A 25,346-nucleotide genomic window follows, 5' to 3' on the forward strand; every position below is an offset into this window, starting at 1 on the left:
ACGCGACCGAGCGCACCGGTTTGCCAGTCCGGAAAGCGGGTCTCTAGAATCCATGACCGGACCGCCACCACGGCGGTGAACCCAGGGCAGGGCATGACGCAGTACGAAGGCAGCATCGCGCAAACGCGCATCGGCGTGATCGGTCTGGGCTACGTCGGCCTGCCGCTGGCCCTGGAGTTCGGCAAGCGCTACGACACCGTCGGCTACGACACCAATGCCGTGCGCGTGGCCCAGCTCAGCGTCGGCGAAGACCACCACCGCGAGAACGACGCCGACGAGATCGCCGCATCGACGCATCTGCGCTTCACCGCCAGCGCCGCCGACCTGAGCGATCGCGATGTCTACGTGGTCACGGTGCCGACCCCGATCGACGAGCACAAGCGCCCGGACTTCACGCCGCTGATCGAGGCCAGTCGCGTTATCGGCGGCTTGCTCAAGCCCGGCGACACGGTGATCTACGAGTCGACGGTCTACCCCGGCGCGACCGAGGAGATCTGCGTTCCCGAGCTCGAACGCGCTTCGTCGCTGCGCTTCAATGTCGACTTCTTCGTCGGCTACAGCCCCGAGCGCATCAATCCCGGCGACCGTAAGCGCCGCCTGGTCGATATTCCCAAGGTGACCTCGGGTTCGACGCCACAGACCGCCGAGCGCGTCGACGCGCTGTACCGCAGCATCATCCCGGCCGGCACCCACCTGGCTTCCAGCCTGCGCGTGGCCGAGGCCGCCAAGGTCATCGAGAACACCCAGCGCGACGCCAACATCGCCCTGATCAACGAGTTCGCGCTGATCTTCCAGAAGCTCGGCATCGACACCACGGAGGTGCTGGAGGCGGCCGGCAGCAAGTGGAATTTCCTGCCGTTCCGCCCCGGCCTGGTCGGCGGCCACTGCATCGGCGTGGACCCCTATTACTTGATCCAGAAGGCGCAGAGCGCGGGCTATTACCCCGACATCCTGCTGGCCTGCCGGCGCATCAACGACGCCATGGGCAGTCACATCGCCTCCGACATCGTCAAGTTGATGATCCAGCGCGGCGTGGCCCTGGCCGGTTCGCGCATCCTGATCCTCGGCATCACCTTCAAGGAGAATTGCGCCGACCTGCGCAACACCCGCGTGGTCGATCTGGCGCGCGAGCTCGGCGAGTACCGGGCCCAGGTGCAGATCCACGACCCCTGGGCCAACGCCGAGGAGGCGCGGCGCGAGTACGGCGTGGAGATGGTCGAGCAGCCCGACATGGCCGCTTACGATGCGGTGGTGGTCGCGGTCGCCCACGACGAGTTCCGCGCGCTGGGCGCCGCTGGCGCGCGCGCCTATGGCCGCCCGGGCGCCTTGCTGTACGACATCAAGAGCCTGTATCCGCGCATCGAGGTCGACGCACGGCTTTGATCGGCGGTGGGGGCGCGCATGGGCCGCAGGTTCGGGCGCGGCCACTGCGCCTGTTCGTGGCGCCATTGGACTGGCTGCCCTGCGTGGCGTCGGCCTGTTTGGGATGGCTCGGCGCTCATCCGCCCGGCCTCGTACAGCGATTGCACACGCGCAGGGTTATGCTCGCCCTCAGCTCGTGAACTGATCCGATCGCCATGCGCTATGCCGCTTATGTCGCCAGCCTGCTCCTGACCCTGATCTCGGTGGTGTTGGTGTTCCTGCACCACGCCGATTGGTTGTGGGGTGTCGGCTTGTTCGGCGCGCTCGCCGCGCTCGGCACCTGGGACTTGTTGCAGACCCGCAGCACGTTACGCCGCAACTATCCGGTGCTGGCGCATTTTCGCTACGGCCTGGAATCGATCGGCCCGGAGATGCGCCAGTACTTCATCGAGGCCGACACCGCCGAGGTGCCGTTCTCGCGCCAGCAGCGCGCCCTGGTCTACCAGCGCGCCAAGTCGGTCAACGACGTGCGCCCGTTCGGCAGCCAGCAGGACGTCTATGGCCTGGACTACGAATGGATCAACCATTCGATGGCGCCCACCGCGCACGTTTCGCACGATTTCCGCATCGTCATCGGCGAGAACACCGCGCATCCGTACTCGGCCAGCGTGTTCAACATCTCGGCGATGAGCTTCGGCTCGCTGTCGGCGAACGCGATCCGCGCTCTGAACCGCGGCGCCAAGCTCGGCAGCTTCTATCACGACACCGGCGAAGGCTCGATCTCGCCGTATCACCGCGAGAACGGCGGCGACCTGGTCTGGGAGATCGGCTCGGGCTACTTCGGCTGCCGCGACGAGCGCGGGCTGTTCAACGCAGAACGCTTCGCCGCCAACGCCGGCGACCCGCAGGTCAAGATGATCGAGATCAAGCTCTCGCAGGGGGCCAAGCCGGGCCACGGCGGCGTGCTGCCGGCGGCCAAGGTCAGCGCCGAGATCTCGGCCACGCGCGGCGTGCCGATGGGGCAGGACTGCGTGTCGCCGGCCGCGCACACCGCCTTCGACTCGCCACAGGGCCTGCTGCATTTCGTCGCCCGCTTGCGCGAACTGTCGGGCGGCAAGCCGACCGGTTTCAAGCTGGCGATCGGCCATCCCTGGGAGTGGTTCGGCATCGCCAAGGCCATGCACGAGACCGGGGTGTTGCCGGACTTCATCGTCGTCGACGGCGCCGAAGGCGGCACCGGCGCGGCGCCGGCGGAATTCATCGACCACGTCGGCGTGCCGATGCACGAGGCTTTGATGCTGGTCCACAACACCCTGGTCGGCCTGGAGCTGCGCGACAAGATCCGTATCGGCGCGGCCGGCCGCATCACCAGCGCCTTCGACATCGCCCGCACCCTGGCGATGGGCGCGGACTGGTGCAACGCCGGGCGCGGCTACATGTTCGCCCTGGGCTGTATCCAGGCCCAGAGTTGCCACACCGACCGTTGCCCGACCGGCATCGCGACTCAGGACCCGAGCCGTTGGCGCAAGCTCGACGTGCCGGACAAGGCCACTCGGGTATTCCACTTCCACGACAACACCCTCAAGGCTCTTCGCGATTTGCTGTGCGCAGCGGGCTTGAGTCATCCGGCCGAGATAGGGCCCGAACACATCCTGCGTCGTGTCTCGCCGACTGAGGTGCGTTCGCTTGGCGCGCTGTACAACTTCCTTGCGCCCGGCGACTTGTTGGGCAAGATTCCTGCGCATGCGGTGTTCCAGTCGTTCTGGGCGAACGCGCGCAGCGATTCGTTCGCGGCGCCGGATCGGTTGTTGGCGATGCGGGGCAGTAAGTCGTTTTGAGAGGCGGTGCGGATTTCCCGACTGTAGGAGCGGCGTGAGCCGCGACCACGGGATGCGCTGAGGCAGCAAGGCTGATGCTCTCTATCGAAGAGGCGTCCTGCCGCGAGGGTAGGAGCGGCGCAAGCCGCGACCGCGCTGCGATGGTCTTGCGCCGCATCGATCTATCGAGCGGGTTCGGGATCAAACACTAAGAGCTTTCGCTGTTGCCGTTGCCGTTGCCGTTGCCGTAAGAGCTTGGCGCAGTTCCGATCTTGCGATGCGATCGTAGACCCGGAGGGCGGCGCACAGGACGTGCGCCCAGCCTTTAAAAAGAAATGACTCGATAGGACAAGGATGTCCTATCGAAAAATCCCGGCGACAGCATCGCACTCGTGGCTTGTGCCCTTGCAAGGAGAGCCCTTTTCTTTGGTTACCTTTCTTTTGGGCTTAGCAAAAGAAAGTAACCCGGCCGCGTAGCGGACGGAAGCTCTGCTCTTGCTTGATCAATACCCGGCGAGATCGGTCGCGACTTACGTCGCTCCTACAGGAGTGACAACTCTGCATTTGCTTGGGGTTTTCAGAAGCAAGATCAAACGCTAAGAGCTTCCGCCACTAAAGCGGCGGGTTACTTTCTTTTGTCATAAGCAACAAAAGAAAGGTAACCAAAGAAAAATGCTTTTCTTTGAATCACAGGCCCGCACGAGCGGTGCCTCCGCGGGGATTTTTCATACGGGACATCCCTGTCCCGATGAAAAACGGCGCACATCCCTGCGCGCCGCCCTCCGGGTCTTCGATTGCCTTCGCGAGTGCTGGGCGTCGCACAGCAACAGCAACGGCAAAATCTTTGCGGCAACGGCAACGGCAACGGCAACGGCAACGGCAACTGCAACGGCAACGGCAACTGCTTGTCGCCGCGCCTTCGCTCAGATCAATTCCAGCACGCGCTCCGGCGGGCGGCCGATCACGGCGCGGCCGGCATGGACGAAGATCGGGCGTTCGATCAGGCGCGGGTGGGCGGCCATGGCGGCGAGCAGGCGTTCGTCGTCGAAGGCGGGATCGGCGAGGCCGAGTTGGCGGTATTCGTCTTCGCCGCTGCGCAACAGGTCGCGGGCGGTCAGGCCGAGCAGGGCCAGCAACTCGCGCAGTTCCTCGACGCCCGGCGCGGTGTCGAGATAGGCGACGAGGGTCGGTTCGATGCCGCGCTCCTGCAACAACGCCAGGGCGCCGCGCGATTTGGAGCAACGCGGGTTGTGGTAGAGGCGGGTCGGGGCGGCGTGGGTGTCGGTCATGGCGGTGTCCTCGCGGTTCGGTGGGCGCGGGCGGGGCTGCGTAGGTCGCGACCGGGCGATGCGTCGTGCCGCTACGCTGGCCGGCCTTCGCAGTGCGTTGCTGGACCTGGGCGGCGCGCAGGCGGTGGCGGCGACTGTGGTCCGGAAACGAAAAAAGCCGGCTTGCGCCGGTGCAGGGTTCGAACCTGCGACCCTTAATGGGCAAAGGCCCCGCGACGCGCCAAGGTGTTGCGGGGCTTTTCTTCTAGGCTAGCGCCTCATATCGCCAATGCGTGATGTCGTCATAGGCAAGCTGTGCCGGCACAACAAATCCCTGCTTTGGATCGTCTGGATTGTCGACGTATTTTCCATGCAGAACGTCGCCATTGCGAACTTTTACTAGCACCGACGTTGCGTGCAGCGGAAGGCGGTCATTAACATCGGTCCATTCGGCATCATTCATTTTTATTCCTCCATTACGCCTTCATGGTCGCATTGATTAGTTCATTTAGCTTAGAAAAATTGTCGGAAGTTTCATCGCTAAAGGTGCGTCCCTGGTGAGTCCTCAAAAGCGTTTCAGCGACTTCACCGTGGTCATACGCCTTTCCAATCTTGGCTTCGATTCGCTTGACGACCCGATCTCCCGGTCCAAGGTCGGCAGGCTTCAGTTTTGCCTTGAAGGTGTCGTTGTAAAGGCTTAAGTAGTCTTCAGCAGAGAATAGGTCTTCGATGTCGGAGTTTTTTTGTCTTGTTACCGCGTTCACAAGAATGAGTCTAGTGCCGGTAATTAGCTTCTTTTCAATCATCCCCGCGACACGTTGCATGCCTTGCGTGTCTGAATCGGCAAGGACGGTGATATCAAGATGCGGGCCGACAAGACTCACAAACGTTGGGATGTTAGTTGCGCCGCCGCTAGGAAGAATGCGCCAGCGTGAGTCTAGCGGCGTCTTTTTCTTCTGGCCGGCAACCTGGCTCATGATGGTCAGATAAATGAAGTCAGACGTTCCTTCTACAACAAGGTTGTTGGGGCCGATGAACAAGCTTTGCGCGATGTCATACCCCAACGCGGCTTGCAAAGGGAACAGGCTATCAGGATCGTTCGCTAGCGCGTCTTCTGAAATGATGGAGCCCTCGGGCGGGCCACGATCTTCAACAATTCGCACGCGCTCGAGGCGTCCCATTTCGACCATGAAAGGCGAGTGTGTCGTATAGATAACGGGGGATGCTACAGCGAGTCTCTCATTGATAAAGCGAAGGAAGTCCACCTGAGCCCGACCGTGCAATGCCAAGCCCGGCTCATCAAGAAGGACGACCGTGGATTTTTTGTTCTCAAACTCGCTGAAGGCAGCCAAGAAGGAGAAGAACCACTGGAATCCGGACGACCTTTGGCTGAAGTTGTTTGAGTACCCTGTGCGTCGGTCCCTCAAGCGGATGTCCAGGAACCTCGCCGCCACGCGCGTGCCGTTGTGCTGCGGTATCTCTTCCTTGTCCACGTCAATAATGACTTCCAAGTCAGGATTCTGTTTCCAGTAGTCGAATACTTGATTTGTCAGATCAATCGAGACAGCTTCCATTTCACCGCGGCGCTGTTCGTAGTCATCTGCGCTGAGTTGTTCTGCCGTTGTCCCGGCTAACGCGATGAGGGCACGAGCGGTTTGCATAGCGCTGTTGCCCGGCTCTTCATTCGCTGCCGTCACCTCGCGCAAGTCGATCCGACCCGGAAGCGTGTTGTACCCCGTGAATCTGAAGAAGGTTGGAAGCTTGTCGCCAATTACTTCATGGACAAGATCGAAAGCTGTTGCCTTCAGTAAATTTTTCTCGGTTACAAGTGCTTTGGCTGCCTTAATCTCGCCTCCATCGACATTTTCATGAGCGGCAGCGTCAATTGCGTTGATTGCTTCACCTAACGCCTTAAGCGCCGATACCTTTCCGATGATCTTCTGAACATTCTTGGATAGTTGCCCGAGAAGATGCGCGGCTATCGCAGCCTCATCGGGGTCTAGATACCAAAGCTTGTTGCCGCCGTATGTGCGCGTGACTTTGAAGGAGTTATACTGGAAGAGCTTGCTGCCAAGTGCTTCTTCCAGTTCCGCGATTTCGTCAGAGTCGAGTGCGAATTCGGCGCTAATAAATTCAACTTCTGACAGGTTGCCGGCACGCCTATCCTTGGCGAGTAGCCAGCGCGGATATTGCTTTTCTAGATCAGGCTTGACTTTATAAGCAGGATTCAGCAAGTGCAGGGCTTCGAGCGCCCCCGACTTTCCGGCCTCGTTCTTACCTACAAGGCACGTGACCGGCTCGGATGCTTTCACTTGGCCGGAATCGACAATGTTCCGGAACTTCATGACACGAAATGACTGGAGTTGCATCGTCCATCCCCCTGAGCATTCGTTGAAGCGTAGCGCTTTCAACACGCGGTTAGCAGGGCGGAATAGAGGCGTGACGGTGCGTTTGCTGTCGCCATGTTGTCACGAAAAAGCCGGCGCTAGGCCGGCTTTGACGTAATCCACTGAATTAACAGTGAAAATTTGGTGGGCGGTGCAGGGTTCGAACCTGCGACCCTCGCCGTGTGAAGGCGATGCTCTACCGCTGAGCTAACCGCCCGAGTGGAATCGGGCCGCAGAGTTTACAGGGGGACTCGCGGAACAGGCAAGCCTCCGGATGAATCGGCCGCAGGGGCGGGCTCTCGGGCGCTCCGCCAGGCCCACGGGGGCGTGCGAGCGCTCTGCGAGCCGGGGCCCGCGCTTACTCCAACTGCTCCTTGGCATAGGCGGCATCCAGCGCCTCCATCGCGTCCAGCGGCTTGAGCTTGGCGGCTTTCTCGTAGGCCGCGGCGGCGGCGTTTTCCTGCTTGTCGCCGTGCAGGAGCATCAGCACGTTGCCGTACTCGATGTGGGCGATCGGCGAGTCCGGGGTCAGCTTGACCGCGGCCTTGATGTGCTTCTCGGCTTCGGCCGCCTTGGCGCCATAGGTCAGCCCGCCGATCATGCCGCCGATCTTGTTGATGATCTCGGCGTGGTACAGGGCCATCGCGGTATGCGCTTCGGCATGTTTCGGCGACAGCTCCAGCGCCGTCTCGAGCGCACTGCGGACCTTGCCGGCGATGCCGGCCTTGAGCGCCTTGGCGATGCTCAAGCCCTGGCTGTAGCGGCCCAGGGCGAAGGCGTGGCGATAGTGGCTGTTGGCGTCCTCGGGCAGGGCCTTGATCGCGGTCTCGGCGAGCTTGGCGGCCTGCTCGAAGCGCTGCAGCTTTTCGGCGTCGTCGTCGACCAGATAGGTGGCGTGAATGCCCATGGCCTTGACCGCGACGCTGGCGCCTACCGGGCCGAGCGCCTGGCCGGCGTCGAAGGCGGCCTTGAAATCGCCGCGATGGAAGGCGCGCCAGGCATCCTGCAGGGCGGCGGCGAGTGCGTCGGCATCGAGGCCCTTCGGGGCCGCCTTGCCGGCCGCGCCGATCAGCGCGCTGGCGCGCTTGGCGTCGGGGAAGGGCTCGGTATCGCCGGCGTGCAGCTTGGGCCAGGCTTTCTTGAGGGCGTCGCCAGCGTAGGCATAGCCCTTGGCATCATGGGGAAAGTTGGCCCAAGCGGATTTGGCAGCCATCTGCAGTCCTTGTCGACAGGTCGGGAAGGCAGCATCCCGCCGTCGCCTCGCCGTGGCAAGAGGGGAGGACGCATCGGTGCTTCGCCGTCAGAAAGCTGAAGCGGCTAGTGTGATTGCTCGATGCTCCGTCGCCACAGTGGCCTGGTGAAACCGCTCATCCGGAGCGGTCAGCGGAGCTAACGATGGCAGCAGTGAAACGCAAGAAACCGGCGGCGAGCGAAACCACGCTGCGCCATGTCTGGCTGGCCGGCCTGGGACTGGTGGTGTTGGCGCGTCGCGAAGCGATCGCCGCGGCGAGCCGCAGCATCGGCCGTGTCGATGCGCTGCAGCAGCGCGTACGCGATTTCGCCGACGACGCGCGCAGCAACGTGCGCGGCGGCATCGAGAACGTGCGCGACCAGGTAGAGCCCAAGGTCGTCAAATTCAGCGCCGAGGTCGAGGCGCGCCTGGCGCCGGTGCTGGACAAGCTGGGCCTGAAGAAGCCTAAGCGCGGCCAGCGCAAGGCCCGCAAGACCGTGGCGAAGAAGCCGCAGTCGCGCCGGGTGGCGGTGCGCAAGCCGGCGGCGCGTCGCGCCCGCAAGGCCTGATCGGTCGGCTCGCCGCGACCATGGCGGCGGGTCGGTTCGAGTGAATCGAGCGAGTGAAAGAAAGGGCGCCGATCGGCGCCCTTTCTGCGTTGCGATTTGGGGTTGGGTGCGGCGCCCGTGCAGGCATGTCGGCGAGCGCCCGCCGGTTCAGTCCAGATAGGCCCGGATCAGCGTGTTCAGATGCATGCGCTCGGCGTCGCGCAGGAACGGAGCCAACAGCATCATCACCTGGACGATGCCGTCGCGGATCGCGGCGTGCTCGTCTTTGTCGCCGCGCGCGGCGGCGTAGTTGAGCCAGAAGGTGGCGATGACCAGCACGTTCGTGGCCGTGGCCGCGAGCTCGTCGCCGGACGCGCGCATGATCCCGGCCTGCGACAGCCCGCGCATCACCATGTGGGCCTGTTCATCGGCGCGCTTGAGGATGCGGGCGAAGCGCATGCGCAAGCGGCGGTTGCGGCTGAGGATCTCGACCAGGTCGCGGTAGAGGAAGCGGTAGTCCCAGATGCACTCGAACACCAGGTGCAGTTGCAGCCAGATGTCCTCGAGCCCGGGCAGGCGGCCTTGCGGCGCGGCCAACGCGGCGTCCATGCGCTCCTCGAAGCGCGCGAACAGCTGCTCGATGATGTCGTCTTTGTTGCGGAAGTGGTAGTACAGATTGCCCGGGCTGATCTCCAGCTCGTCGGCGATGTGGTTGGTGGTGACGTTCGGCTCGCCCTGCGCGTTGAACATGGTCAACGCGGTGTCGAGGATGCGCTGACGGGTCTGTTTCGCCATCGGGCGTGCCGTGCAGGGGCGGGCGGGCGCGGCGTCAGCCGCGCAGTTTCTTGACCAGGTCGACGTACTTCTTCTGCGCGTCGGCCTGTGCGGTGCCCTTGAGCTTTTCCCAGGCTTCGTACTTGGCGGTGCCTACGAAGTCGAAGAAGCCGGGCTTGGGACCGCTGACGTCGCCCTCGGCGCCCTGCTTGTACAGCGCGTACAGGCGCAGCAGGGTGTCGTTGTCGGGGCGGTCGGTCAGCGATTGGACGTCTTTGGCGGCTTGTTCGAACGCGGACTGGATATCGGACACGGCGAGCCTCTCCTGGCGCCAGGGTGAAGCGGCATAACAGCATGCACGCCCGGGACGGTCAATACGGAAAGGAATTGTTCCGCGGCACGGGCTCTGGCACCGTAGTGTCATGCCGCCGCATTGGCGGTCGATCGGCCATCCAGGAGAGGGGTATGAGCTATTTCGTCACCGGCGCGACGGGTTTCATCGGTCGCTTCCTCGTCAGCAATCTGCTGAAACGCAAGGGCACGATCCACGTGCTGGTGCGCAAGGACTCGCAGAAAAAGTTCGACGCCACCGCAAAAAAAATGGGCTGGGACCTCAAGCGGGTGATCCCGGTCGCCGGTGACATGACCCAGGCCAAGTGCGGCCTGAGCGCCGCGCAGATCCGCGCGCTCAACGGCAAGATCAAGCACTTCTTCCACCTGGCCGCGATCTACGACCTGACCGCCAGCCCGGCCGCGCAGCGCGCCGCCAACATCGACGGCACCCAGCACGCGCTGGACCTGGGCACGGCGCTCAACGTCGGCTGCTTCCACCACACCAGCTCGATCGCCGCAGCCGGCATGTACCCGGGCGTGTTCCGCGAAGACATGTTCGACGAGGCCGAAGGCCTGGACGATCCCTACCTGCGCACCAAGCACGATTCCGAAGGCCTGGTGCGGGCCGAGAAGCGCATCAAGTGGCGCATCTACCGCCCGGGCATGGTCGTGGGCCATTCCCAGACCGGCGAAATGGACAAGATCGACGGGCCGTACTACTTCTTCACCTTCCTCAAGAAGCTGCGCGAGATGCTGCCGCCGTGGATGCCGATGCTCGGCGTCGAAGGCGGGCGCATCAACATCATCCCGGTCGACTACGTGGTCGATGCGATGGACCACATCGCGCACAAGCCCAAGCTCGACGGGCATTGCTTCCACCTCACCGATCCCGAGCCGCAGCGCGTCGGCGAGGTGCTCAACACCTTCGCCCGCGCCGGCCACACCCCGGAGATGACCATGCGCATCGACGCGCGCATGTTCGCCTTCGTGCCCAGCAGCGTGCGCGGCGCGGTCGGCAACCTGCCGCCGGTGCGGCGTTTCATCGGCATGCTCCTGCGCGACTTCAAGATCCCCAAGGAGACCTTGAAGTTCATCACCTATCCGACCCGCTTCGACAACCGCGAGACCGAGCGCGCGCTGCGCGGCAGCGGCATCAAGGTGCCGAACCTGGACACCTACGCCTGGCGCCTGTGGGACTACTGGGAACGCCACCTCGACCCGGACCTGTTCATCGACCGCACCCTCAAGGGCAAGGTCCGCAACAAGGTCGTGGTGATCACCGGCGGTTCCTCGGGCATCGGCCTGGCGACGGCGGAGAAGGTGGCCGCGGCCGGCGCGGTGACGGTGATCATCGCCCGCGGCGAAGACGAGCTGTTCAAGGCCCGCGACGCGATGAAGGCCGCCGGCGGCAAGGTCTTCGCCTACACCGCGGACCTCGCCGACATGGCCGACTGCGACCGCCTGGTCAAGCAGATCCTGGACGAGCACGGCCACGTCGACATCCTGGTCAACAACGCCGGCCGTTCGATCCGGCGCTCGATCGAACTCAGCTACGACCGTTTCCACGACTTCGAACGCACCATGCAGCTCAATTATTTCGGCAGCCTGCGCCTGATCATGGGCTTCATGCCGAAGATGACCGAGCGTCGCAAGGGCCACATCATCAACATCAGCTCGATCGGCGTGCTGGCCAGCTCGCCGCGGTTCTCGGCCTACGTCGCCTCGAAAGCGGCGCTGGACGCCTTCAGCCGCTGCGCCCAGGGCGAGTTGTCGGGCAAGGGCATCAGCTTCACCACCATCAACATGCCCTTGGTGAAAACGCCGATGATCGCGCCGACCAAGATGTACGACAGCGTGCCGACCCTGACCCCGGACGAAGCCGCCGACCTGGTGGTCAAGGGCATCATCGAGAGGCCGACCCGCATCGCCACCCGCCTGGGCATCTTCGCCTCGGTGGTCAACGCGCTGGCGCCGAAGGCCTACGAGGTGGTGATGAGCACGGCGTTCGAGCTGTTCCCCGACTCGGCCGCGGCCAAGGGCGACCGCAAGGGGCTCAAGGACGAACACGCCAGCAGCGAACAGATCGCGTTCGCGGCGCTGATGCGCGGCGTGCACTGGTAAGCGGCGCGCGCCCGCAGGTGGCGCGCACGGTGCCACGAACATCGGGGCGGCTCAGGCCGCCCCGATGCGTTTGCGCGCTTCGGGCCGCGCGGTCGCCTGTAGCAGCGGCGTAAGCCGCGACATAGGTCCGGTGCGACCCCGGGATCGCGTCGTGGGCGTGGTTGCGCGTCGCGGCTCACGCCGCTCCTGCAAAGGACGGGAGGGATCGACCCGGAGGCGGGTAGGAGCGGCGTAAGCCGCGACATAGGTCCGGTGCGACCCCGGGATCGTGTCGTGGGCGTGGTCGCGGGTCGCGGCTTACGCCGCTCCTACAAAGACGGGAGGGATCGACCAAGGCGTGAAACGAAAACAGCGCGCCGTTCGTCGCGGCGCGCTGTGCTCGGGTCCGGTCGGTTCGCTTTGACAGGCCCGGATCAATAGGCCCGACACTGGAAGAAGCGCACGCGTGCCGTGCTGCCCGGCGGCGGTTGCAACTGCACGCGCGAGGAACGCAGGTCGGGATAGGCGTCGAGGATCGAACAGATCCGGTCGATGTCCTGTTGCTGCGCGTCGGTCAGGCGATAGATCAGCAGGTTCGACGGCGTCGACCACAGGGCGCGTTCGACGCCGTCCAGGGTGGAAATGCTGCGGATGACCTGACCGCGTTCGGCGGCGGGGTTGCCGGCGGGGGCGACGGCCGTGGGCGGATTCGCCGGTCGCGTGCCGGCGGTAGCCACCGGAGCGGTCGCAGGCGGCGCTTGCGCGACCGGCGCTGCGCTCGGTGCGGTTGCGGCCGGCGTCGGCGCAGGCGTGGTCGCAGGCGGCGTTGCCGGCGCGGATGCGGCGGCGGGCGCGGCGGTGTCGGAGGGTGTTTCTTGCGACGTCGCCGCGTCGACCGGCGTCGCCTGCGCGGGTGCCGGAGTGTCGGGCTCGCTGGAAACGAATTGCGGCACGACGAAGCCAGCGACCAGGCCCAGCACGATCGCTATGGCCCAGGCCCCGACGATGGTGCCGATGCTGCGCTTCTGCGCGGCGGCGATGACCTCGTGCCGGGTCGAGGCCGGCAATTGCGGTTCGACCAGCTCCCACAGCGTCTCGCCGCTGTACAGGTCCAGGCCGTTGGCGACGCGCTCGGAATTGCTGTCGAAGCGCCCCGTGGTGACCATCATCCCGCCCGCGGCGCCGTTGAAGCGCACCGCATCGGCCAGTTCGGCCACGGTCGCCGCCGACACGCGATAGTCGGCGTCGCCGAGCTTGCACGACAGCAGCCAGGGTTTGCCGGCGCGCAGCAAGCGCAGCTCGGCCTGGGTGCCGCGAGCGAGAGACTCCTCGACCGACTCGGCTTCGAAGCCGCGTTCGCGCAGGGATTCGACGATCAGGCGGGCGAACTCGCGCCAGCGCATCTTGGCCAGGCCGGCGATACCGGTGGCGACCTCAGTGCGATGACGGCGGTAGGACCACAGATAGGCGGTGGACACCAATCCGATCGTCAGTGCGACGGCGGCAGCAGCCCACAGGGAAAAACTCGACATGAAGCGCTAGGCCCATAAAAGACGCTGAGGATATACGGCCTGCGACATCTAGCACTTATACGAACTGAGACGTGGTTCGCGAAATTGACGTGTTCGTTATCGGCCGTTCCATCAAGAACGACGATTCGATGTCAGCGTGAAGTCCATCCGCTACGGCATGGCGGATGCGCGGCGTTCGATGCGGGCGTCGTGGCGACCCGGCGGCGGTCGCAGGCATAAGAAAGCCCGCCAGTCCGAAACCGTAAGGGGAGGGGAGCATACGGAAGCGCGGACTGGCGGGCTTAAACGTCGCGCTGCGGACGACCCGCAGCGCAGTGAAACCGGAGTTGAAGCTGGGTTACGGTGCGACCGGCGGCTTCGGGCGCGCGATCGACTTGCGCGTGGCCTTCTTCGCCGCCGGCGACTTCTGCGCCTTCGGCTTGGCGGCCGCGGCCTTCTTCGCGGCGGGCTTGGCCGGTGCCTTGGCTGCGCTCTTGCGTGCGCTCGGGGCGCTGCCGCCCTGGCGACGCAGTTCGCGGGTCAGGGACTCGACGCGCTCGCTGAGGTCGGTCAGGTCGTCGCGGCCCGGCACGCCGAGCTTGACCAGGGCACGCTGGACGCGCTCTTCGAACACCTTCTCGAGGCGGTCCCAGGTGTCGGACGCGCGTTCGCGCGCCTGGCCGACCTTGGACTCGACCGCGTCGCGCAGCACGCCGGCTTGGCCGCCGGTGAACTTGCGCGCGGTCTGCTCGAGGTTCAGGCCTTCCTTGACCAGGCCTTCGAACAGCTTGGTGCCTTCGGCCTGGGCGCGACCGAACGCGCCGACGCCGGCCAGCCAGATCTGCTGCGCGGATTCGCTGAGCGTCTTGGACAGGCGCTCGGCCTGTTCCTGCGCGCTGCCCTTGCCGGCGCTGCTGCTCTTGCCGGGGGTCTTCTTAGCGGTCTTCTTGAACTTGGCGGCCATGGACGTCCTGTAATGAGTGCTATCGCTGTGCACTCAAGATGGCCCCCCTGTCTAGAGTAATCACACCAACCCACAGTGAGCGGCCAGTAATGAGAACGAGGAGTGAGAAACGAGTGAAAGCAGGCTCGCTCTTACTCGTTTCTCACTCCTCTTCGCTCACTTCCCGCTTCTGGCTGCAGACGCCGTCCTGCGGCGCCGCGGCCGCGGTTGCGCCACCAGCCGGTCGACGTCGTCCAGCGCACGCCGCAAGCGTGCGGTGGTCTCGGTGTCGCGCTTGGGCGGTGTGATGCCGTCGAGGATCGAGCGCTGGGCGTCGGCGATCACGTCGCGGCGCAGGCGCAGGCCGTGCGCGGCCAGCACCGGGCCGAGTACGTCGGCGCGCAGATGCAGGTCGGCCAGGGTGTTGCGGTAAGCGATCTCGCAGATGCGCTGGCGCGCCGAGAAGCTGAAGGCGTTGGTGAAGAACAACTCGCGGTCTTCGGCGTTGGGCTCGAACACCAGTTGATCGATGTCCGGGTATTGCTGGGCGTAGCGTGCCAGGCCGACCTGCATGCGCGACTGCAGCAGGGTGCGGAAGGTCTGCGACAGCACCGCCGGCAGGCCGCCCGCGGCGAGGCTGTTGTCCTCGGCGACCGGCACGCCCTGGTTGTGGTTGAACGGCACCAGCGGGTTGATGCCGATCAGCAGGTCGATACCGCGGTCGAGCACCACCGAGGCATGCATGGTCCGGCGCAGGGCGCCGTCGACGAAGTGGCGGCCGCGGATCTGCACCGGCGGGTACAGCCCCGGCAGTGCGGCGCTGGCCTGCACCGCCTTCGAGATCGGCACGTCGCTCCAGTTGTCGCCGCCGAAGCGCACCGCGTCGCCGCTGTCGATGTCGACCGCGACCACGTACAGCTCGGCGCCGAGTTCGCGGAAGTCGTTGCTGCGGCCGCGGCGGGTGAAGACCTCGCGCAGGAACAGCTCGACTTGGGCGTTGTCGAACAGGCCGTTCGGGATCAGGCCGCCGAAGCGGGTGATCAAGTCCGACCAGCGCGCCTCCAGCGGCGAGAACAGCAGCTCGCGCCACCACTCGGTCGCCAGGCGCGGAAAGCTCGCCGCGCGCTTGACGTACTCGAGGAAGGCCGGCCGCATGAAGGTTTCCGGGCGGAACTCGACATCGGCGCTGTCGCCGGTGACGAAGATCCGGCACATCTCGGCGGTGTCCATGCGGTTGGCCAGACCGGCGGCGAGGAAAGCGCCGCTGCTGACGCCGACGTAACAGTCCAGGCGGGTGAGGTCGAGGCCTTCGATCGCTTCGTCGAGCGCGCGCAAGGCGCCGAGCTCGTACATGCCGCCGATCGGACCGCCGCCGGCGATGGCCAGGCCGATCTTCGGTGCAGAAGTGTTGGTGCCGTGGGCCGTACGTTTGCGGCTCGCCCGGTTCTGGGCGGAATGGAGTGACAGCATGTGATAGGCAGCACGGCCCGGACGGAATTCGGTCGAGTGTAGCCCAGGACGGGCAGGGCACCAGGGGGCTAGGACCAAGGTCTGAGGCGGCTCGATGGGCCGGTCTGCGCCGGCTCGCCGGTCGGCTTGCGGAGGCCGGCCGGCGCCGCGATGATCGTCGCGATGGCCAGGACGACCGAACATAGCCAGCGTCTGGGGTGTCTGCTGGCCCGCCACCAGGCCCTGCACGACCCCGGGCGCGAACCGCGCAACCGGCTGCGCTGGCTGCCCGAACTGCGGCTGTGGCAGGCGCGGCGCCTGGAGGCCAGCTTCGACCGCTTCCTGCGCGACCCGCGCCGGCGCCCGGCGGCGCAGTTCTTCCTCAGCGACGTCTACAACGACCGCGACTTCAGCCGTCGCGACGCCGACATCGCCAAGGTCTTGCCGATGATGCAGCGGCTGTTGCCGGGCTCGTTGCTGAGCACGGTCGCCGATGCGATCGAGCTGGGCCTGCTGACGCACGCCTTCGACCTGCGCATGGCCGAGCGCCTGCAAGCGCTGGCGCCGCGCCGGCGCCGTCTCGACGGGCCGTTATACGCGCAGATCTACCGTGCCTGCGGCTTGCCGCGGCTGCGCGACCACCAGATCGACCTGATCGCCGCGGTCGGCCTCGGCTTGGGGCAAGCGGTGCGGATGCCGGGCATCCTGACCTTGCTCAAACTCTCGCGCAGCCCGGCCAAGGCGGCCGGCTTGTCGGAGCTGCAGGGCTTTCTCGAACGCGGCTTCGCGGCGTTCGGCCGGCTCGGCGACGTGCGCGAGTTCATCGCCGAGATCGAGCAGGACGAGCGCGACATCGCCGAGCGGCTGTTCGCCGGCGAGGCCGATCCCTTTCCACGTCTGGAGTGATCCGGAACTGGATTGAGCCGGCGCTGGATCGAGCGGGGTCGGCCTGGTGCAGGGATCGGTACGGGTAGGGCCGATCCCGGGCTCGGCCAAGGCTGGAGCGAACCGAGCCGTTCGTGGCGTTGAAGCGCAGCGGTCGCGCTGCGCCCGGGGCGACGCCGCTTACTTGAAGCGTTCTTCCAGCACCCGGCGGATTTCCGACTCGATCGGGCCCTTGAGGGCGCCGAGCAGGAAACCGAGTTGCGCGGTCACGTGCAACTGATTCGGTTGCAGCGAGATCTTGCCGTCGACGCCGCTGCGGACGAAGTTGAGGGTGTCGCCGACCCAGTCGTATTCGACATCGAAACGTTCGGCGAGCTTCTTCGCGACTTCCTCGACGGCTTTGCGGGCTTTGGCCGGTGCGAGCGAATGCGGATGGCGGATATCGATGCTGGACATGGTCTGGGTTCTCCCTGGAGGCCGGTATTGTGGGGGCAGGGACGGGCGCATCCAAGCCTGGGGCGCACTGCGCCGCAGCGCCGTGTTGCGAGCGGGCGAGGCGACGCGGCCGCTGGGTATCGGTTCGAACGCGCCGCAGCGCTGGGCTCGGTCCGCGCCCACGGGATGTACGCGATTCGACAACCTGCTAGATTGCGGCGGAGTGAGCGCCCTCAAACTTCGATACCCGAATCGCGAACATGCCGACCTGGCCCTCAAGCCCGGGGTGCATGCGATCGGCCGCGATTCGGTCGGACGCACCGTGCTGGTCGAAGACGCCGGCGCGGCGATCGCCCAACTCAGCGTCGACCGTCGCGGCGTGTGGCTGCAGGTGCGCGAAGGCCTGCGCGGCCTGCACGTCAACGGCCGTCCGGTGAAACGCGTGGCGATGCTGCGCGCCGGCGACGCGATCTTTCTCGACGGCGTGGAGCTGTTGCTGATCGACGACAAGCCCGAGCCCGCGCCGCCGTTCGGGGTCGACATCCCGGCCGATTCGCGCATGGTCGTGCGCGGCGTCGGCGGCATTCATCACGGGCGTTGCTACACCCTGGAACAGCCGCGCCTGATCGGCCGCGCCGGCGATTGCGACATCCGCATCAACGAACCGGCCTTCGCCGATCGCCATGCGCGCCTGGAAGCCCATGCCGATGGCGTGGTGTTGCGCGACGTCGGCTCGGTCGACGGCAGCGTGGTCAACGGTCAGCCGGTGCGTCACGCCCTGCTCAAACCCGGCGACCAGTTGCTGCTCGACGGCCAACACCGTTTCGTCATCGAAGCCCCGACCCGCCAGTTCAGCGCCGCCGAAGCCCTGCAGGCCCAGTTGGCCCAGGAAGCGGCCTCGAACGAAGAACGCATGCAGCCGCCGTCGGCCCTGCCGGCTTCGGTGCGGCGCATGCCCTGGTTGCTGCTGGCCGCCGTGGTCATGGCCGGCCTGCTGAGCCTGCTGTTGCTGTACGGCACGCGCTGAGCCCCACGACACTCGGAATAGGAGTCGCGTCCCACGGGGATTACGGCTTTCTGTAGGAGCGGCATAAGCCGCGACCGAGGTCACGCAGGAAATCATTCTCGACGCCGCTTGATCGGCGTCGTCGCGGCTTACGCCGCTCCTACAGGTGGGGTGAACCGCGGGCTCAGGGGCAGGAGAGGCGCCGTCCTGGTTCAGGCCGCGTCGCCCTTCCTGCCTATATCGCCGTTTGTTTTTCGTGGTCGCGGCTTGCGCCGCTCCTATCCGGGAACCGCGGCTTTCTGTAGGAGCGGCGTCCCACAGGGATTTCCTTCGGTCATAAGCCGCGACCGGGGCCGCGCAGGAAATCATTCTCGACGCCGCTTGATCGGCGTCGTCGCGGCTCACGCCGCTCCTACAGCTGGGGTGAACCGCGCTCCTACCCCTGGCGCGCCAAGGCCCTGCGCCGCAGCCTCGCTTCGGCGAACTTGCGCCACACCCGCCAGCCCAGCAGGACGGTCAGGATCGCGGCGTACAGCAAAGGCTCGCGAATGTCCGACTTCACCAGCCACCAGAAATGCAGCACGGCCAACACGGCGATCGGATAGACCAGTTGGTGCAACTGCCCCCAGCGCCGGCCGAGGCGCCGCATCATGCCCTGGGTCGAGGTGACGGCGAGCGGGATCAGCAGCAGCCACGCCAGAAAGCCCACGGTGATGTAGGGCCGTTTGGCGATTTCTTCGAAGATCTGCGTCCAGTAACCCTTGAGGTCGAGCACCAGGTAGGCGGTCAGGTGCAGGCTGGCGTAGAAGAAGGCGTACAGGCCGAGCAGGCGCCGGAAGCGCAGCAACACCGCCTGGCCGCTGAGTTGACGCAGCGGCGTGACCGCCAACGCGATCATCAGCAGACGCAGCGCCCACAGGCCCAGCCGATGTTCGATCTCGGCGATCGGGTCGGCGCCGAGCCCGCCGCTGCCGGTCAGCACTTCGGAGCGGATCTGCCAGGCCAGGATCGCCGCCGGGGTCAAGGCCAAGGCGTGCACGACGACCTTGGCCCAGATCACGCCAGCCGGAGTCCGGCGTTTCAATGCCACCCCGGGCGGTCGCCCGGAAACGGAAGACGAGGTGGACGAACGCGCCACCGACGCGGATTCCTTCGCCATCTCAGAACCAGAGCCGCAGGCTCATGCCGGCATACAAGCTGGCGACCTGGTCGCCGTAGCCGTTGAACAAGCGGGTCGGGATGCGGTCGACGAACAACTTGCTGCCGGTGCCGGCGATGCGGCGCTCGGTCTTCTGGCTCCAGCGCGGGTGGTCGACGCTCGGGTTCACATTGGAGAAGAACCCATATTCGCTGGGTTGCAGGTCGTTCCAACTGGTCAGTGGCCGGCGCTCGACGAAGGTGATGGCGATGATCGACTTGATGCTCTTGAAGCCGTACTTCCATGGCACCACCAGGCGCAGCGGCGCGCCGTTCTGTTGCGGCAGGGACTTGCCGTACAGACCGGTGGCGAGCAGGGTCAGCGGGTGCATGGCCTCGTCGATGCGCAGGCCTTCGCGATACGGCCAGTTGATGGACGGGTAGGCGAGGCCCGGCATCTGCTTGCGGTCGGCCAGGGTGGTGAAGGCCACGTACTTGGCCTTCGAGGTCGGCTCGAAGCGCTTGAGCACGTCGGCCAGCGGCACCCCCAGCCACGGGATCACCATCGACCAACCCTCGACGCAGCGCAGCCGGTAGATCCGCTCCTGCGGGGCCAGGCCCTTGATCAGGTCCTCCAGCGAGAGCTTGCCCGGCTTGGCGCAGGCGCCGCCGACCGCGACCGTCCACGGACTGGTGCGCAGGGTCCGCTCGGCCCGGGACGGGTCGGACTTATCGGTGCCGAACTCATAGAAGTTGTTGTAGGTGGTGATGTCCTCGTAGCGGGTCAGGACCTCGTCGGTGCGGAAGCCGGCCTTCATCTGCTCCGGGCTCGCCGCCGGCAGCGACCGCGGCGGCGGCGGTTCGGCCTCGGCGCAGCCGGACAGGCCCAGCGCCGGGGTCAGGGCGAAGGCGGCCAGCAGGCGCCGGCGTTCGCGGTAGACGGCCTCGTCGGTGATCTGAGAGGAGGGGATAGCGAGGGCATCGCGCAACGACATGAGACGGCTCCGGCGGGGCGGGTTCCGAGTCCTCCAGACATACGGGACTCGATGTGAGGATAGAGGCAGCCAACGGGGCAAAAGTTGCGCGAGAAACGGAGGCGCACACGGTGTTGCACTGCGGCATACTGAGGGGCCAACCCCCACTACGGAGTTTCCGATGTCCCGCGCTTTCAACTTTAGTGCCGGTCCCGCGACCCTGCCCGAACCGGTCCTGCTGCAGGCGCAGTCGGAACTGCTGGAGTGGAACAACGCCGGGGCCTCGATCGTAGAACTCAGCCACCGCGGCCCGGAGTTCATCCAGGTCGCCGCCGAGGCCGAGCGCGATCTGCGCGCGCTGATGTCGATCCCCGAAGATTACGCCGTGTTGTTCCTGCAGGGCGGCGCGACCGCGCAGCAGGCCCTGATCGCGCTGAACTTCGCCAACCCGGGCCAGACCGTCGACTACGTGGTCACCGGCCACTGGGGCAAGACCGCGCTCAAGCAGGTCAAGCCCTACGTCAACGCCAACATCGCCGCCAACGGCGAGGCCGACGGCTTCCGCACCATCCCGACGCGCGACACCTGGGCCCTGTCCAAGGACGCGGCCTACGTCCACTACACCGCCAACGAGACCATCCACGGCGTCGAGTTCCGCGACATCCCCGACACCGGCGACGTTCCGCTGATCGGCGACTTCAGCTCCAGCATCGTCTCCGAACCGCTCGACGTGTCGAAGTTCGGGGTGATCTACGCCGGCGCGCAGAAGAACCTCGGCCCGGTCGGCGTCAGCGTGGTCATCGTCAAGCGCGAACTGCTCGAACGCGCCGGCCAGCCGCGCGCCGAGATCTTCGACTACCGTGCCCACGTCAAGGGCGAGTCCATGCTCAACACGCCGCCGACCTGGAACTGGTATCTGGCCGGCCTGGTGTTCAAGTGGATGCTGGCCGAAGGCGGCGTGGAAGAATTCGCCAAGCGCAACGACCGCAAGTCCAAGCTGCTGTACGGCGTGATCGACAACTCCGGCGGTTTCTACCGCAACGAAGTCGCACCCGCCGCGCGCTCGCGCATGAACGTGCCGTTCTTCCTCAAGGACGAAGCGCTCGACAAGCCCTTCCTCAAGCAAGCGCAGGACGCCGGCCTGATTTCGCTCAAGGGCCATCGCGCCCTGGGCGGCATGCGCGCCTCGATCTACAACGCGATGCCTGAGCAGGGCGTGCAAGCGCTCGCGGCCTTCATGCAGGACTTCCAGCAACGGCACGGGTAAGCCGCCGCGCTTGGCCGATGCCGCATCGGCATCGGCCGCGGCTGCGAACGCCCGGCCTCGGATGGCCGGGCCGTGCGATCCGAAGGCTTCGTGTTCCAGCAGGGACGGCATCGCAACACCTTCGGTAGCGACGAGACGACAATGACCGACAAGTCACGCAAGACCAAGCAAGCAGACAGCAAGCCGCCGGCCAAGCCCGGCAAGCAGAAACCGGCCGCCGCCAAGGGCGCGACCGAAAAGAAGGCCGCCGGCAAGGCGAAAGCCGGGTCGGAACCGGCCGTGGTCAGTCCCGACCTGGCGCTGCTGCGCGAGCGCATCGACGGCATCGACCGGCACATCCAGGAACTGATCGGCGAGCGCGCGCAGTTCGCCAACCAGGTCGGCAAGGCCAAGGGCAAGCTCGCCGCCGCGGTCGATTACTACCGCCCCGAGCGCGAGGCCCAGGTGCTGCGCCGGGTGGTCGACCGCAACGACGGCCCGCTCAACGACGAAGTGCTGGTGCGCTTGTTCCGCGAAATCATGTCGGCTTGCCTGGCCCAGCAGGAGCCGCTCAAGATCGGCTTCCTCGGCCCGGAAGGCACGCACTCGCAGCAGGCGGTGTACAAGCACTTCGGCCATTCGATCCACGGCCTGCCGCTGGCGAGCATCGAAGAGGTGTTCCAGGAAGTCGAAGCCGGCAGTGCCGATTTCGGCGTGGTCCCGGTCGAGAACTCGACCCAGGGCACGATCCAGTCGACCCTCGACATGTTCCTGACCTCCAAGCTCAAGATCAGCGGCGAAGTCGAGCTGCGCGTGCATCAGCATCTGCTCTCGCGCAGCGGCCGCATCGAGGACATCGAGCGCGTCTATTCGCACCCGCAGTCGTTCGCCCAGTGCAAGGCCTGGTTGCGCGAGTACCTGCCGAAAGCCGAGAAGATCGCGGTGTCGAGCAACGCCGAGGCCGCGCGCCGGGCGCGCAATGCCGACGACGCCGCCGCGATCGCCGGCGCCAGCGCCGGCAGCGTGTACGGGCTGCGCACGGTGGCCGGGCCGATCGAAGACCGCCCCGACAACACCACGCGTTTTTTGGTGATCGGCCGCGAGCTGTTCACGCCTTCGGGCAACGACCGCACCTCGCTGCTGATCTTCATCAAGGACCAGCCGGGCGCGCTCTACAACGTGCTGTCGCCGTTCGCCAAGCGCGGCCTGAGCATGAACCGCATCGAGTCGCGTCCGGGCCACACCGGCCGTTGGCAGTACGCCTTCTTCGTCGACATCGGCGGGCACGTGCAAGAGCCGGCGATGCGCGAAGCGCTGGAAGAACTGGAAGAGCTGGCGCACGAAGTGAAGGTGCTGGGTTCCTACCCGGTGGCGATCGCATGAGCGCGCCGGCCACGCAAGCGCAAGAGCCTGCCAGTCGCGAGGGCAGGGGCACGCCGGCCTATGACGAAGCCTGGTTCGCCGCGCGCGCGCAGGCCGGCATCCAGCGCCTGAAGGCCTACGACCCGGGTCACGACCTGGTCGCGCTGCGGCGCCGTTTCGGCGAGGCCAACCTCGCCGAGCTGGGCTCCAACGAAAACCCCTACGGCCCGTCGCCGCAGGCGCGCGCGGCGATCCTCGATTCGCTGCACGCGCTGCATCGTTATCCCGACCCGCTCGGCGCCGATCTCAAGCGCGCGCTGGCCGCGAAGCACGGCGTCGACGTCGCCCAGATCCAGCTCGGCAACGGCTCGCACGAATTGCTGATGCAACTGGCGCAGGTGTTCGCCGGCCCCGGCGACGAGGTGGTGTTCTCGCGCTACGGTTTTGCCGTGTTCGCGCTCGCGACCCAGGCCGCCGGCGCGACGATGCGCATCGTCGAGGCCCTGCCGCGCGACGCGGCGATGCCCTGCGGCCACGACCTCGATGCGATCGCGGCCGCGATCGGCCCGGCCACGCGCCTGGTTTACGTGGCCAATCCGAACAACCCCACCGGCACCTGGTTCGGCCGCGAGGCGATGATCGATTTCCTCGATCGCGTGCCGTCCGACGTGCTGGTGGTGATGGACGAGGCCTACGCCGAAATGGCCGACGCGCCGGACTACGCCAGCGCGCTGTCCTTGCTCGGCCGTTATCCCAACCTCGCCATCACCCGCACCTTCAGCAAGGCCTATGGCCTGGCCGGCTTGCGGGTCGGTTATCTGCTCGCCCAGCCCGGCCTGGTCCAGGTCATGGACCGGCTGCGCGAAAGCTTCAACGTCAACGGCCCGGCCCTGGCCGCGTGCGTCGCGGCGCTCGCCGACGAGGCGCACCTGGACTGGGCCTGCGCGCGCAACGCCGAGCAGCGCGCCGCGCTGGCGGCGGCCTTGCAGCAGCGCGGCCTGCGCGTCTTCCCCTCGCAGACGAATTTCGTCCTGGTCGAGTTCGGTCCGCGCACCGCGCAGATCGAAGCGGCCCTGGTCGAGCGCGGCGTGATCCTGCGGCCGATGGCCGGCTACGGGCTCGCCGATTGCCTGCGGATCAGTGTCGGCTCGCCCGACGAAAACCGCCGCCTGCTGGCGGCATTGGACCAAGTGCTGACATGAGTGCGCTCATCGAAGAACAAGCGGCCTGGACGGCCGGATCGGGTTCGCCCCTGCGCGGTTCGCTGCGCGTGCCGGGCGACAAGTCGGTTTCGCACCGGGCGGTCATGCTCGGCGCGCTGGCCGAAGGCGTCACCCGCGTCACCGGTTTTCTGGAAGGTGAGGACACCCGCGCCACCGCGCGCGTGTTCGAGCGCCTGGGCGTGCGCATCGAGACGCCGAGCGCGAGCGAACGCATCGTCCACGGCGTCGGCATGCACGGCCTGCGCGGCGTCGCCGAAGCGCTGGACTGCGGCAACGCCGGCACCGGCATGCGCCTGCTCGCCGGCGTGCTGGCCGGGCAGGACTTCGACAGCGTGCTGATCGGCGATGCCTCGTTGTCGAAGCGGCCGATGCGCCGCGTCACCGAGCCGCTTGCGGCGATGGGCGCGCAGATCGACACCGAAGACGGCGGCCTGCCGCCGCTGCGCATCCGCGGCGGCCGTTCGCTGCAGGGCATCGAATACACCTTGCCGGTCGCCAGCGCGCAGGTGAAGTCGGCGCTGTTGCTGGCCGGCCTGTACGCCTACGGCGACACCGTGGTGCACGAACCGCACCCGACCCGCGACTACACCGAGCGCATGCTCGCCGCGTTCGGCTGGCCGATCGAATTCTCGCCCGGCTACGCGCGCCTGAGCGGCGGCCACGTGCTGCGCGCGACCGGCATCGCCGTGCCGGCCGACTTCTCCTCGGCCGCGTTCTTCCTGGTCGCCGCGAGCGTGGTGCCGGGTTCGGATCTACGCCTGGAAGCGGTCGGCATGAACCCGCGCCGCACCGGCCTGCTCGCCGCGTTGCGCCTGATGGGCGCCGACATCGTCGAGGAAAACCCGCGCGCCGAAGGCGGCGAACCGGTTGCCGACCTGCGGGTGCGCTATGCGCCGCTGCACGGCATCGACGTGCCGGAAGCGCTGGTGCCGGACATGATCGACGAGTTCCCGGCTTTGTTCATCGCCGCGGCCACCGCCAAGGGCCGCACCACGATCCGCGGCGCCGCCGAGTTGCGGGTCAAGGAATCCGACCGCATCGCGACCATGGCCACCGGCCTGCGCGCGCTCGGCGCGAACATCGTCGAGACGCCCGACGGCGCGATCATCGAAGGCGGCGCCTTGCACGGCGGCGAAGTCGACAGCCACGGCGATCACCGCATCGCCATGAGCTTCGCGATCGCGGCGCAACTGGCGAGCGGCGAAGTGCGCATCGGCGACGTCGCCAACGTCGCGACTTCGTTCCCGGGCTTCGAGGCCTTGGCGGCGAAGGCGGGCATGCGGGTCGGCCCGGCCGAGTAGGGCGCCGACGCTAGCGTGTTAGCAACGAAAACGGCGGCCTCGGGGCCGCCGTTC

The 25,346-nt window shown here is 66.3% G+C and carries 22 protein-coding genes and 1 tRNA gene; 10 read left to right on the forward strand and 13 right to left on the reverse strand.

Features of this window, described 5'->3' with window-relative positions:
* The first annotated feature begins 93 nt into the window (after positions 1–93).
* Together ACKN61_RS10710 and ACKN61_RS10715 are read left to right on the forward strand one after the other, a co-directional pair.
* Entirely contained in the window at positions 94–1,383 is a 1,290-nt protein-coding gene (locus ACKN61_RS10710; protein WP_408953438.1) for a nucleotide sugar dehydrogenase, read from the forward strand.
* 194 nt (positions 1,384–1,577) lie between these two features.
* On the forward strand, positions 1,578–3,200 hold the full coding sequence (locus ACKN61_RS10715; protein ID WP_408953439.1) for an FMN-binding glutamate synthase family protein: 1,623 nt from the start codon (positions 1,578–1,580) through the stop codon (positions 3,198–3,200).
* Between the two features lie 902 nt (positions 3,201–4,102).
* Here ACKN61_RS10715 and arsC read toward each other — a convergent pair.
* The 5 genes from arsC to ACKN61_RS10740 all read right to left on the reverse strand — a co-directional run bounded on the left by arsC (position 4,103) and on the right by ACKN61_RS10740 (position 8,047).
* Positions 4,103–4,468, reverse strand: a complete 366-nt coding sequence (gene arsC, locus ACKN61_RS10720; RefSeq protein WP_408953440.1) for an arsenate reductase (glutaredoxin) — start codon at positions 4,466–4,468, stop codon at positions 4,103–4,105.
* Between the two features lie 244 nt (positions 4,469–4,712).
* Complete coding sequence (locus ACKN61_RS10725; protein WP_408953441.1) at positions 4,713–4,910, reverse strand: hypothetical protein; 198 nt, start codon at positions 4,908–4,910, stop codon at positions 4,713–4,715.
* A 13-nt stretch (positions 4,911–4,923) separates the two neighbouring features.
* Entirely contained in the window at positions 4,924–6,792 is a 1,869-nt protein-coding gene (locus ACKN61_RS10730; protein ID WP_408953442.1) for an ATP-dependent nuclease, read from the reverse strand.
* A 184-nt stretch (positions 6,793–6,976) separates the two neighbouring features.
* A tRNA-Val gene (locus ACKN61_RS10735) sits at positions 6,977–7,051 on the reverse strand.
* A 141-nt stretch (positions 7,052–7,192) separates the two neighbouring features.
* Positions 7,193–8,047, reverse strand: coding sequence for a hypothetical protein (locus ACKN61_RS10740; protein ID WP_408953443.1), 855 nt, complete (start codon positions 8,045–8,047; stop codon positions 7,193–7,195).
* 182 nt (positions 8,048–8,229) lie between these two features.
* On the opposite strand from ACKN61_RS10740, the gene ACKN61_RS10745 reads away from it, so the two are divergent.
* Positions 8,230–8,634: a phasin family protein gene (locus ACKN61_RS10745; RefSeq protein WP_408953444.1), complete on the forward strand. Its 405-nt coding sequence runs from the start codon at positions 8,230–8,232 to the stop codon at positions 8,632–8,634.
* A gap of 147 nt (positions 8,635–8,781) precedes the next feature.
* On the opposite strand, the gene ACKN61_RS10750 is transcribed toward ACKN61_RS10745, so the two are convergent.
* Together ACKN61_RS10750 and ACKN61_RS10755 are read right to left on the reverse strand one after the other, a co-directional pair.
* A complete protein-coding gene (locus ACKN61_RS10750) occupies positions 8,782–9,408 on the reverse strand; it encodes a TetR/AcrR family transcriptional regulator (RefSeq protein WP_031371731.1) in 627 nt (208 codons plus the stop codon).
* Positions 9,409–9,442: 34 nt separating this feature from the next.
* Positions 9,443–9,700, reverse strand: a complete 258-nt coding sequence (locus ACKN61_RS10755; RefSeq protein ID WP_408953445.1) for an acyl-CoA-binding protein — start codon at positions 9,698–9,700, stop codon at positions 9,443–9,445.
* A gap of 152 nt (positions 9,701–9,852) precedes the next feature.
* Here ACKN61_RS10755 and ACKN61_RS10760 point away from each other — a divergent pair, with 152 nt between their 5' ends.
* The gene (locus ACKN61_RS10760; protein ID WP_031371729.1) at positions 9,853–11,841 is read left to right on the forward strand and encodes an SDR family oxidoreductase; all 1,989 of its coding nucleotides are present in this window, start codon (positions 9,853–9,855) and stop codon (positions 11,839–11,841) included.
* Positions 11,842–12,254: 413 nt separating this feature from the next.
* Here the strand turns inward: ACKN61_RS10760 and ACKN61_RS10765 are convergent, their stop codons facing one another.
* From ACKN61_RS10765 to ACKN61_RS10775, 3 genes are all read right to left on the reverse strand, one after another.
* Positions 12,255–13,352, reverse strand: a complete 1,098-nt coding sequence (locus tag ACKN61_RS10765; RefSeq protein WP_408953446.1) for a restriction endonuclease — start codon at positions 13,350–13,352, stop codon at positions 12,255–12,257.
* Positions 13,353–13,689: 337 nt separating this feature from the next.
* A complete protein-coding gene (locus tag ACKN61_RS10770) occupies positions 13,690–14,295 on the reverse strand; it encodes a phasin family protein (RefSeq protein ID WP_408953447.1) in 606 nt (201 codons plus the stop codon).
* Between the two features lie 156 nt (positions 14,296–14,451).
* Positions 14,452–15,744 (reverse strand): patatin-like phospholipase family protein, encoded by a 1,293-nt coding sequence (locus ACKN61_RS10775; RefSeq protein ID WP_408953448.1) that lies wholly within the window; start codon positions 15,742–15,744, stop codon positions 14,452–14,454.
* Positions 15,745–15,906: 162 nt separating this feature from the next.
* Between ACKN61_RS10775 and ACKN61_RS10780 the strand changes: the two genes are divergently transcribed.
* Complete coding sequence (locus ACKN61_RS10780) at positions 15,907–16,629, forward strand: FFLEELY motif protein (protein WP_408953449.1); 723 nt, start codon at positions 15,907–15,909, stop codon at positions 16,627–16,629.
* A 159-nt stretch (positions 16,630–16,788) separates the two neighbouring features.
* Here ACKN61_RS10780 and ACKN61_RS10785 read toward each other — a convergent pair whose 3' ends face one another.
* On the reverse strand, positions 16,789–17,064 hold the full coding sequence (locus ACKN61_RS10785; RefSeq protein WP_031371724.1) for a polyhydroxyalkanoic acid system family protein: 276 nt from the start codon (positions 17,062–17,064) through the stop codon (positions 16,789–16,791).
* 202 nt (positions 17,065–17,266) lie between these two features.
* On the opposite strand from ACKN61_RS10785, the gene ACKN61_RS10790 reads away from it, so the two are divergent.
* Complete coding sequence (locus ACKN61_RS10790; RefSeq protein ID WP_408953450.1) at positions 17,267–18,070, forward strand: FHA domain-containing protein; 804 nt, start codon at positions 17,267–17,269, stop codon at positions 18,068–18,070.
* 415 nt (positions 18,071–18,485) lie between these two features.
* On the opposite strand, the gene msrQ is transcribed toward ACKN61_RS10790, so the two are convergent.
* Complete coding sequence (gene msrQ / locus ACKN61_RS10795) at positions 18,486–19,109, reverse strand: protein-methionine-sulfoxide reductase heme-binding subunit MsrQ (RefSeq protein ID WP_408953799.1); 624 nt, start codon at positions 19,107–19,109, stop codon at positions 18,486–18,488.
* 100 nt (positions 19,110–19,209) lie between these two features.
* Positions 19,210–20,181 (reverse strand): protein-methionine-sulfoxide reductase catalytic subunit MsrP, encoded by a 972-nt coding sequence (msrP, locus tag ACKN61_RS10800; RefSeq protein WP_408953451.1) that lies wholly within the window; start codon positions 20,179–20,181, stop codon positions 19,210–19,212.
* A 160-nt stretch (positions 20,182–20,341) separates the two neighbouring features.
* Between msrP and serC the strand changes: the two genes are divergently transcribed.
* The 4 genes from serC (at position 20,342) to aroA (ending at position 25,292) form a co-directional block, all read left to right on the forward strand.
* On the forward strand, positions 20,342–21,427 hold the full coding sequence (gene serC / locus ACKN61_RS10805) for a 3-phosphoserine/phosphohydroxythreonine transaminase (RefSeq protein ID WP_408953452.1): 1,086 nt from the start codon (positions 20,342–20,344) through the stop codon (positions 21,425–21,427).
* Positions 21,428–21,568: 141 nt separating this feature from the next.
* Positions 21,569–22,789, forward strand: coding sequence for a prephenate dehydratase (pheA, locus tag ACKN61_RS10810; RefSeq protein ID WP_408953453.1), 1,221 nt, complete (start codon positions 21,569–21,571; stop codon positions 22,787–22,789).
* Positions 22,786–23,970, forward strand: coding sequence for a histidinol-phosphate transaminase (gene hisC / locus ACKN61_RS10815; protein ID WP_408953454.1), 1,185 nt, complete (start codon positions 22,786–22,788; stop codon positions 23,968–23,970). Before pheA ends, hisC begins: the two co-directional genes overlap by 4 nt.
* Complete coding sequence (gene aroA, locus ACKN61_RS10820) at positions 23,967–25,292, forward strand: 3-phosphoshikimate 1-carboxyvinyltransferase (RefSeq protein ID WP_408953455.1); 1,326 nt, start codon at positions 23,967–23,969, stop codon at positions 25,290–25,292. The genes hisC and aroA overlap by 4 nt, the downstream gene beginning before the upstream one ends.
* Positions 25,293–25,346 lie beyond the last annotated feature (54 nt).

Source organism: Lysobacter sp. Hz25, from assembly GCF_046097045.1.
GTDB classification, from domain to species: Bacteria; Pseudomonadota; Gammaproteobacteria; order Xanthomonadales; family Xanthomonadaceae; genus Lysobacter; species Lysobacter antibioticus_B.

Coding starts and splice junctions, on each gene's coding strand:
- ACKN61_RS10710 (WP_408953438.1), top strand. CDS start 94: ATGACGCAGTACGAAGGCAGCATCGCGCAAACGCGCATCGGCGTGATC.
- ACKN61_RS10715 (WP_408953439.1), top strand. CDS start 1,578: ATGCGCTATGCCGCTTATGTCGCCAGCCTGCTCCTGACCCTGATCTCG.
- arsC (WP_408953440.1), bottom strand. CDS start 4,468: ATGACCGACACCCACGCCGCCCCGACCCGCCTCTACCACAACCCGCGT.
- ACKN61_RS10725 (WP_408953441.1), bottom strand. CDS start 4,910: ATGAATGATGCCGAATGGACCGATGTTAATGACCGCCTTCCGCTGCAC.
- ACKN61_RS10730 (WP_408953442.1), bottom strand. CDS start 6,792: ATGAAGTTCCGGAACATTGTCGATTCCGGCCAAGTGAAAGCATCCGAG.
- ACKN61_RS10740 (WP_408953443.1), bottom strand. CDS start 8,047: ATGGCTGCCAAATCCGCTTGGGCCAACTTTCCCCATGATGCCAAGGGC.
- ACKN61_RS10745 (WP_408953444.1), top strand. CDS start 8,230: ATGGCAGCAGTGAAACGCAAGAAACCGGCGGCGAGCGAAACCACGCTG.
- ACKN61_RS10750 (WP_031371731.1), bottom strand. CDS start 9,408: ATGGCGAAACAGACCCGTCAGCGCATCCTCGACACCGCGTTGACCATG.
- ACKN61_RS10760 (WP_031371729.1), top strand. CDS start 9,853: ATGAGCTATTTCGTCACCGGCGCGACGGGTTTCATCGGTCGCTTCCTC.
- ACKN61_RS10765 (WP_408953446.1), bottom strand. CDS start 13,352: ATGTCGAGTTTTTCCCTGTGGGCTGCTGCCGCCGTCGCACTGACGATC.
- ACKN61_RS10770 (WP_408953447.1), bottom strand. CDS start 14,295: ATGGCCGCCAAGTTCAAGAAGACCGCTAAGAAGACCCCCGGCAAGAGC.
- ACKN61_RS10775 (WP_408953448.1), bottom strand. CDS start 15,744: ATGCTGTCACTCCATTCCGCCCAGAACCGGGCGAGCCGCAAACGTACG.
- ACKN61_RS10780 (WP_408953449.1), top strand. CDS start 15,907: ATGGCCAGGACGACCGAACATAGCCAGCGTCTGGGGTGTCTGCTGGCC.
- ACKN61_RS10785 (WP_031371724.1), bottom strand. CDS start 17,064: ATGTCCAGCATCGATATCCGCCATCCGCATTCGCTCGCACCGGCCAAA.
- msrP (WP_408953451.1), bottom strand. CDS start 20,181: ATGTCGTTGCGCGATGCCCTCGCTATCCCCTCCTCTCAGATCACCGAC.
- serC (WP_408953452.1), top strand. CDS start 20,342: ATGTCCCGCGCTTTCAACTTTAGTGCCGGTCCCGCGACCCTGCCCGAA.
- pheA (WP_408953453.1), top strand. CDS start 21,569: ATGACCGACAAGTCACGCAAGACCAAGCAAGCAGACAGCAAGCCGCCG.
- hisC (WP_408953454.1), top strand. CDS start 22,786: ATGAGCGCGCCGGCCACGCAAGCGCAAGAGCCTGCCAGTCGCGAGGGC.
- aroA (WP_408953455.1), top strand. CDS start 23,967: ATGAGTGCGCTCATCGAAGAACAAGCGGCCTGGACGGCCGGATCGGGT.